This window comes from Rhodoferax sp., assembly GCF_014859475.1.
Classification (GTDB): domain Bacteria; phylum Pseudomonadota; class Gammaproteobacteria; order Burkholderiales; family Burkholderiaceae_C; genus Rhodoferax.
In genome coordinates, this window is sequence record NZ_JACUUE010000146.1 from 1 (window position 1) to 6490 (window position 6490).

A 6490-nucleotide genomic window follows, 5' to 3' on the forward strand; every position below is an offset into this window, starting at 1 on the left:
GCCTGGAGCAGGCCGGCAAGCTGCAGCGCCCCACGCTGCCGCCCGATTGCGTGCACAACGCACACATGTATTACCTGCTGCTGCCCAGCCTGGCGCAGCGCACAGCTTTTATTGCGCGGCTAAAAAGCAAGGGAATTGCCCCGGTGTTTCATTACATTCCGCTGCATTCATCGCTGCGCGGCCAGGTGGTGGGGCGCGCAGCGGGGAGCATGGCAAATACCGACAGCATTTCTGACCGCCTGGTGCGCCTGCCCATGTGGCTGGGGCTGGAGGAACACTTGGCTGAGGTGATTGCGGCGGTGGTGGCGGCTGTTTGAAAGGGGACGTTACCACCGCGCTGGTAGGGATAACTTTGTCACTGGAAAGCTATTTTTCTTCGCCAATTCCCAGCTTCTTCATTTTTTCCCAGAGTGTCTTGCGGCTGATGCCCAGGGCGGCGGCTGAGTCGGCGATGCGGCCCTCTTTGCCCTTGAGCGTTTGCTCGATGTAGTGGCGCTCGTAGCTGCCCAGGTAGTCGTTGAGCGAGGTGGTGGCCTCTGGCTTGGCCTCGCCGCCCTGGCCGAACAGCACATCGGGTGTCAGCACCGCCTGGCTGGACAGGATGCAGGCGCGCTCAAGACAGCTTTTGAGCTCGCGGATGTTGCCTTTCCAGGGGTTGTCGAGCAAGGCAAGCTCGGCCTCGGGGCTAAGCTCGCGGCGGGGCGTACCATGCTGTTTGGCTTCGGCATCGAGCATTTGGCTGGCCAGCCACAGGATGTCTTCGCGGCGCTCGCGCAGCGGCGGTATTTGCAGCTCCAGCACATTGATGCGGTAGTACAGGTCTTCGCGGAACTCGCCGGCCTCGACCATGGTTTTGAGCACCTTGTTGGTGGCGCAGACCAGGTTGATTTCGATCGGGATGAGCGCCTCGGAGCCGACCCGCGTCACCTTGCGCTCCTGGATGACGCGCAGCAGTTTGACCTGCATGGACAGGGGCATTTCGCCAATTTCGTCGAGAAACAGCGTGCCGCCGTTGGCCTGCTCGAAGTAGCCTTTTTTGTCGCGCACGGCGCCGGTGTAGGCGCCTTTGACGTAGCCGAACATTTCGGCCTCTAGCAGGGTGTCGGTGATGGCGGCGCAATTGACGGTGATGAAGGGCAGGCGCCAATCCGGGTCGCGCAGGCTGTGCAGGGCGCGCGCCACCACTTCTTTGCCGACGCCGGATTCGCCGGTGATGAGCACGGTGATGTTGTCATGGGCCAGTTTGGGTAGCACCGATTCGATATGGCGCATGGCGCTGGAGAGGCCCAGCCCGGGGGCGCCAGAGGCGTGTTTGGTGCCGCGTGTGGCTTTGGCAAAGATGTTGTGCACCATGTCGATCAGCGCCCTGATATCGACCGGTTTGGTCAAGTAGTCCTGGGCGCCGAGCTTGAGCAGGCGCACGGCGCGGTCGATGGCGCCATAGCCGGTCATGAAGATGTAGGGCGGCAGCTCGGTGCCGGCGGCGCGGAGTTCTTCGAACAGTTGTTCGCCGTCGATGTCGGGCAGCTTGATGTCGCTGATGACGACGCTGTAACGGTCTTTCTGGAGCGATTGGCGCGCGGCTTCGCCGGTTTTGAACCAGATGCAGTCAAAGCCCTCGAGGGCAAACCGGTCGGAGACCGCCTCGCCCATGATTTCGTCGTCTTCAATCAGGCAAATACGATTGACAGTCATGCGGTGCTGGCTTCTTCAAAGGGCAGGGTGACGGTAAATATGACATGGTCGTTGACTTGCTCTACCGAAATTTTGCCGCCGAGCTGCTGCACGATCTGGTAGGTGATCCACAGGCCAAGGCCGTGCCCGGTCTGGCTGATTGGCGAGAAGGGCTCGAACAGGTGCAGCATCTGCTCCTGGCTGAGTTTCGCGCCATCGTTTTCAACGCGCATGTGCAAGATGTGGTCGTGTTCGGAGATGGCGCAAATCACCAGGCCCTTTTGATTGGCTGCATGAATGGCGTTGAGTAACAGATTGATCAACACCTGGCGCACCTGGTTGGCTTGCAGCGCTAGTGACCGGGCCAAGCTGGAGCGCCAGTCGAGCAGCAGCTCTTTGTTGCGCGCCTGGGGCAGCACCAGGTTGCGGATGTCCTCGAAGTCCTGGGGGTCGAGCTGGCGGCTCTTGACGCGCGACTCGACCAGCAGCGCGCCCACGGTTTCCTTGATCTGGGTCAGGCCGCGCCCAATCAGGTCGATGGTCTTGGTGGTGCGCGCGTCCATGTCGCCATAGCTCTTCAGGGTGTCGATGGCGGTGAGCATGCCGCCCAGCGGGTTGTTGATTTCGTGGGCCACGCCGGCAGCCAGACGGCCCACGGCGGCGAGTCGCTCCGAGTGGATGATCTGCTTTTCAAGGGCATCGCTTTTTTCGTGCTCTTCGACGATCTGGTGGTAGGCCGCCAGCAGTTGGCCCACCTCGTCGTGGTAGGGGTAAACCTTGGTTTCCAGGTTATCGATATCGCCGGTCTTGAGCAGTTTCATGCGTTCAGTCAGCAGCACCAGCGGGCGCGCCAGGCGCTGCCCCCAAGACCAGTTGATGGGCAGCAGGATGAGCAGCACCAGCAGGCCCACCAGAGCGCCGTGCAGGGCGGTGCGATACAGGCGCGGCATCAGCACGTCTTTGGAGTGGACCACGATCAGGGTGCCCAGACTGAAGCCCTCGTTGAGGATGGGTGCGGCAACATAAATATTTTGCGCATCTTCCATGTCATAGGTTTTTAGCGGACTCATGGCTGAGTTCAGGATGCGCTGGATCAAAATGCCGTATTCGGGCGTGAGCTGGTCGATGCGCGTGCCCATGGGAATGAGCATGGGGGTGGTGGATACGACCACTTTGAAGTCGTTGTCGAGAATCAGGATGTTCTTGGGCAGCATCAGGTCCTGGATGTGGGTCACAGCCAGCGGCGCGCTGATGGTTTCAAAAACCTGCCATATGTCGTCTTCTGTCAAGGGCTGAAAGATGTTGGTCACCAGTGTGTTGGCGAGGCTGGAGGATGAGTTGATCAAATCCTGGCGCATGTCCTGGTAGGCCTTGAACAGCAGGGCGCCAGAAATCACCACTGTGGTCAGAATGATCAGCAGGCTTCCCCAAATGGGAAACTTGTAGCGATGGCTCAGGTTGAAAATGTTGAAAACCCGCATCATTCTGCACCCAGGGCACGCCTCATTTTGATGTTGTGCGAAAAGATGCTTTCATCGCCGGGTACAAAGCCGTCAATGCCGATGCGCTTTAACAGCTCGGCGCCTTTGGCATCTGATGCCATGCCGATCAGCACGCGCTGCATTGCGTCGAAATCGCTCTGCTCAACATGCGTGTTGGCCACCCATGGCGGGGCAGCATACGGAACCGATCTGGCGACGATGCGGGTTTGCCCGGTCTGCTCTGGGCGCACCTTGGCCAGCGCGTCCCACACCACGCTGTCCACTTCACCGGCATGGGCCAGCCCCACAGCCACGGCCTTGATGACCTCACGATGCGATCGTGCAAAAAAAACCTTGCTGAAAAACTGGTCAGGGTCTTCGCCAGCCATCAGCAGTTGGTAACGCACGTCGAGGTAGCTGCCATTCTGGTTGGCATCGGTAAAAACAAACACCGCGCCCTTGAGCTGTAGCAAGGAATTGGTGGCGTGGTTATAAGTGGGTACGATCAGGTACGAGGTAAAAAAGGGCTGCCCCTTGTAGAGCGGCTGGGCAAGCAGGCGAATCCGGCCGTCAACATGCGCATTGGGGTAATCGGTGATCCAGGCAAAATCGAGTTTTCCGGTGTCGAGTTGCACCGTGGCGTCATCGGGTTTTTTGTGGAGGACAAAATCAACCGGGCGCTTGAGCCGGTTGATCAGGTACTGGCGCCACTCGGACAACAGCAGGTATTGCTGGTGCAGCAGACTGTCGGGCAGGCCGATGCGGATCGGGCCGGTAATGGGCGCCGCCCCGGCGGGGCTGGCAAAGAACAGGAAGGCAGCGCACAACCACACTAGCCGCCGGAGGTGGCGTGCTATGCGGCTAAACGGTATTTTCATGGGCGCTGTCTTTGGCAGGCGGTTTCCGGAATTGCCCGTATTTATATCAGACTCAGCCGATATTTTTGGACATGGCCATGTAGCGGTCGAAATTTTTGATGTAGTCGTCCATGTGCTCTTCCAGCGCCATCCGGTATTCGCGCACAAAGTAGTCGATATTGGCGTTTTTGTGGCTTGCCATTTCTGTTGCGGTCTTGTAGCCGCTGGCGGTCAGCGAGGTGCTGAAGCGGGCGCTGGCGTACATCATGGAGGCGCTCACCTGGCCATGCACGTCCTGGTTGAGCTGGTCGTTGGCCAGGTTGATGTGTGCGTTGGCACGGTCAAAAAAGGCGGGATCCGGGTTTTGTGGCATGTTGCTTTCCAGAAAATGGGGTGCAGAGAAGTGGCTTAACCACAGACCGCCATTATCTTGCAAGGCAAAGCTAAAATTCAAGCCAGTAATTTGAAAGAATTTTTTGGCTTGCTAGCCCACCTGCCCAGTGCAGCCTTTTTCCAGATTGGATGGTTTTGATATGAAACGTTTTCTTGCGACCCTGTTTGTGGTGGGTGCCGGCCTTGGCTTTGGTGTCAGTGCGCTTGCAACTCCCGTGGTGATCAAGGGTGAAGTGCTCGAGGTCAAGGAGGTTGACATCTACTCTTATCTGCTGCTCAAAACCGACAAAGGCGAGGTCTGGACTGCCGTGGGCAAGGCGCCGGTCAAAAAAGGCGCCGTGGTAACGGTGGAAGACGCCGAACAAATGGACAATTTCGAGAGCAAGGTGCTCAAGAAAACCTTTCCGAAAATTTACTTTGGCAGCCTGGCCAAGCCCAGGTTAAGTGCTTCCGAAGAAGCCGCCCAGGTTGCATCGGCCCATGCGGCAGCGCCCAAGACCACGGTTGCCGGCAACATCAAGGTCGCCAAGGCCACCGGTGCCGGCGCGCAAACCGTGGCCGAACTGATCACCAAGAGCGCTTCGCTGAAAGACAAGCCGGTGCTGGTGCGCGCCCAGGTGGTCAAGTTCAGCGCGGCCATCATGGGCAAGAACTGGGTCCATCTGCGTGACGGAACTGGCACCGCTGCCAACGACACCAACGACGTGCTGGCCACTTCCCAGGAGCTGTTCAAAGTGGGCGATGTGGTACAGCTCAAAGGCGTTCTGCGCACCAATGTCAACCTGGGTTCCGGCTACACCTACCAGGTGATGCTCGAAGATGCCAAGTTGCAAAAGTAACCGGACCTTTTATGCCACACCGTACCGCCACCCTGTTCGACCCCGTGCACGCCGGGGACCTGACGCTCGCCAACCGCATCGTGATGGCACCGCTCACGCGCAACCGCGCCCCCGATGCCACCCCCACCGCGCTCACGGCGCAGTATTACACCCAGCGCGCCAGCGCCGGGCTCATCATCACTGAGGCCACGGCCATCAGCCAGCAGGCCCAGGGCTATGCCGATGTGCCCGGCTTGTACGCCGAGGAGCAGGTCGAGGCCTGGAAAGACGTGACGCGCAGCGTGCACGCGGCGGGCGGCAAAATCGTCTGCCAGCTCTGGCATGTGGGCCGCGTCTCGCACACCAGCTTGCAGCCCCATGGCGACGCGCCGGTGGCGCCGTCGGCCATTACCGCCAAAACCAAGACCGTGCTGCTGAAAGACGGCGTGCCGGTGTTTGTGGACACCTCTGAGCCGCGCGCGCTGCAGACTTACGAGCTGCCCGACATCGTGCACACTTATGTGGCGGCGGCGCGCAATGCGGTGCAGACCGCGGGGTTTGACGGCGTTGAAATTCACGCTGCCAATGGTTATCTGCTCGACCAGTTTCTTAAAAGCGGCTCCAACCAGCGGCGCGACGACTTTGGTGGCAGCATAGAAAACCGTGCCCGGTTTTTGCTCGAAGTGGTGCAGGCCGTGACCAGCGCCGTGGGCGGCGGCAAGGTGGGCATTCGCTTGTCACCCGTGACCCCCGCCAACGACGCGTTTGACCCAGACCCGCAGCCGCTGTTCGACTACGTGGTGCGCCAGTTGGCCGCGTTTGGATTGGCCTATGTGCACATCATCGAGGGTGCCACCGGCGGCCCGCGCGAGCTGCCCGATCGGCCGTTTGATTACACCGGCCTGCGCCGCGCCTACCGTGCCGCTGCCGGCAAGGGCGCCTGGATGGTCAACAACGGGCTGGACAAGGCGCTGGCGCAAACCGCCATTACCGAAGGCGCCGATCTGGTGGCCTTTGGCCGCGCGTTCATTGCCAACCCCGACCTGGTCGAGCGCCTGCGCAAGGGCAAGGCTTTGGCCGAAAGCGACAAGACCACCTGGTACGGCGGCGGTGCCAAAGGCTACACCGACTACCCTTCGTTCAAAGGTGCCTGAGCCCGGGAAGCCCCGGTGGCATAGCATATGTGACGCACCTTTCCATGAACAGTCCCGTCATTGCGACAGTAGCCGTCATTGCGAACCCCAGCCCCGTCATTGCGAACGAAGTG

At 60.0% G+C, this 6490-nt stretch carries 7 protein-coding genes; 3 read left to right on the forward strand and 4 right to left on the reverse strand.

The window, feature by feature from the left end; all coding sequences use genetic code 11:
- Positions 1-317: DegT/DnrJ/EryC1/StrS family aminotransferase (locus IBX54_RS11325; RefSeq protein ID WP_296542760.1), on the forward strand; the 317-nt coding region annotated here is incomplete at its 5' end.
- Positions 318-366: 49 nt separating this feature from the next.
- Here the strand turns inward: IBX54_RS11325 and IBX54_RS11330 are convergent.
- From IBX54_RS11330 to IBX54_RS11345, 4 genes are read right to left on the reverse strand one after another with little or no spacing between them, the layout of a single operon-like run.
- Complete coding sequence (locus IBX54_RS11330; RefSeq protein WP_296542761.1) at positions 367-1695, reverse strand: sigma-54 dependent transcriptional regulator; 1329 nt, start codon at positions 1693-1695, stop codon at positions 367-369.
- A complete protein-coding gene (locus IBX54_RS11335) occupies positions 1692-3158 on the reverse strand; it encodes a HAMP domain-containing sensor histidine kinase (RefSeq protein WP_296542762.1) in 1467 nt (488 codons plus the stop codon). Before IBX54_RS11335 ends, IBX54_RS11330 begins: the two co-directional genes overlap by 4 nt.
- Positions 3155-4033: a PhnD/SsuA/transferrin family substrate-binding protein gene (locus IBX54_RS11340; RefSeq protein WP_296542763.1), complete on the reverse strand. Its 879-nt coding sequence runs from the start codon at positions 4031-4033 to the stop codon at positions 3155-3157. Before IBX54_RS11340 ends, IBX54_RS11335 begins: the two co-directional genes overlap by 4 nt.
- A 52-nt stretch (positions 4034-4085) precedes the next feature.
- Positions 4086-4385 carry a DUF3144 domain-containing protein gene (locus IBX54_RS11345; protein WP_296542764.1) on the reverse strand — a complete coding sequence of 100 codons (300 nt, stop codon included), beginning with the start codon at positions 4383-4385 and terminating at the stop codon, positions 4086-4088.
- Between the two features lie 160 nt (positions 4386-4545).
- On the opposite strand from IBX54_RS11345, the gene IBX54_RS11350 reads away from it, so the two are divergent.
- Positions 4546-5244, forward strand: coding sequence for a nucleotide-binding protein (locus IBX54_RS11350; RefSeq protein WP_296542765.1), 699 nt, complete (start codon positions 4546-4548; stop codon positions 5242-5244).
- Between the two features lie 11 nt (positions 5245-5255).
- Entirely contained in the window at positions 5256-6377 is a 1122-nt protein-coding gene (locus IBX54_RS11355) for an alkene reductase (RefSeq protein ID WP_296542766.1), read from the forward strand.
- Positions 6378-6490: the final 113 nt, after the last annotated feature.

Bases quoted from the DNA above. Each gene is read 5' to 3' on its own strand.
- IBX54_RS11335 (WP_296542762.1), bottom strand. From the start codon at position 3,158: ATGATGCGGGTTTTCAACATTTTCAACCTGAGCCATCGCTACAAGTTT.
- IBX54_RS11330 (WP_296542761.1), bottom strand. From the start codon at position 1,695: ATGACTGTCAATCGTATTTGCCTGATTGAAGACGACGAAATCATGGGC.
- IBX54_RS11340 (WP_296542763.1), bottom strand. From the start codon at position 4,033: ATGAAAATACCGTTTAGCCGCATAGCACGCCACCTCCGGCGGCTAGTG.
- IBX54_RS11355 (WP_296542766.1), top strand. From the start codon at position 5,256: ATGCCACACCGTACCGCCACCCTGTTCGACCCCGTGCACGCCGGGGAC.
- IBX54_RS11350 (WP_296542765.1), top strand. From the start codon at position 4,546: ATGAAACGTTTTCTTGCGACCCTGTTTGTGGTGGGTGCCGGCCTTGGC.
- IBX54_RS11345 (WP_296542764.1), bottom strand. From the start codon at position 4,385: ATGCCACAAAACCCGGATCCCGCCTTTTTTGACCGTGCCAACGCACAC.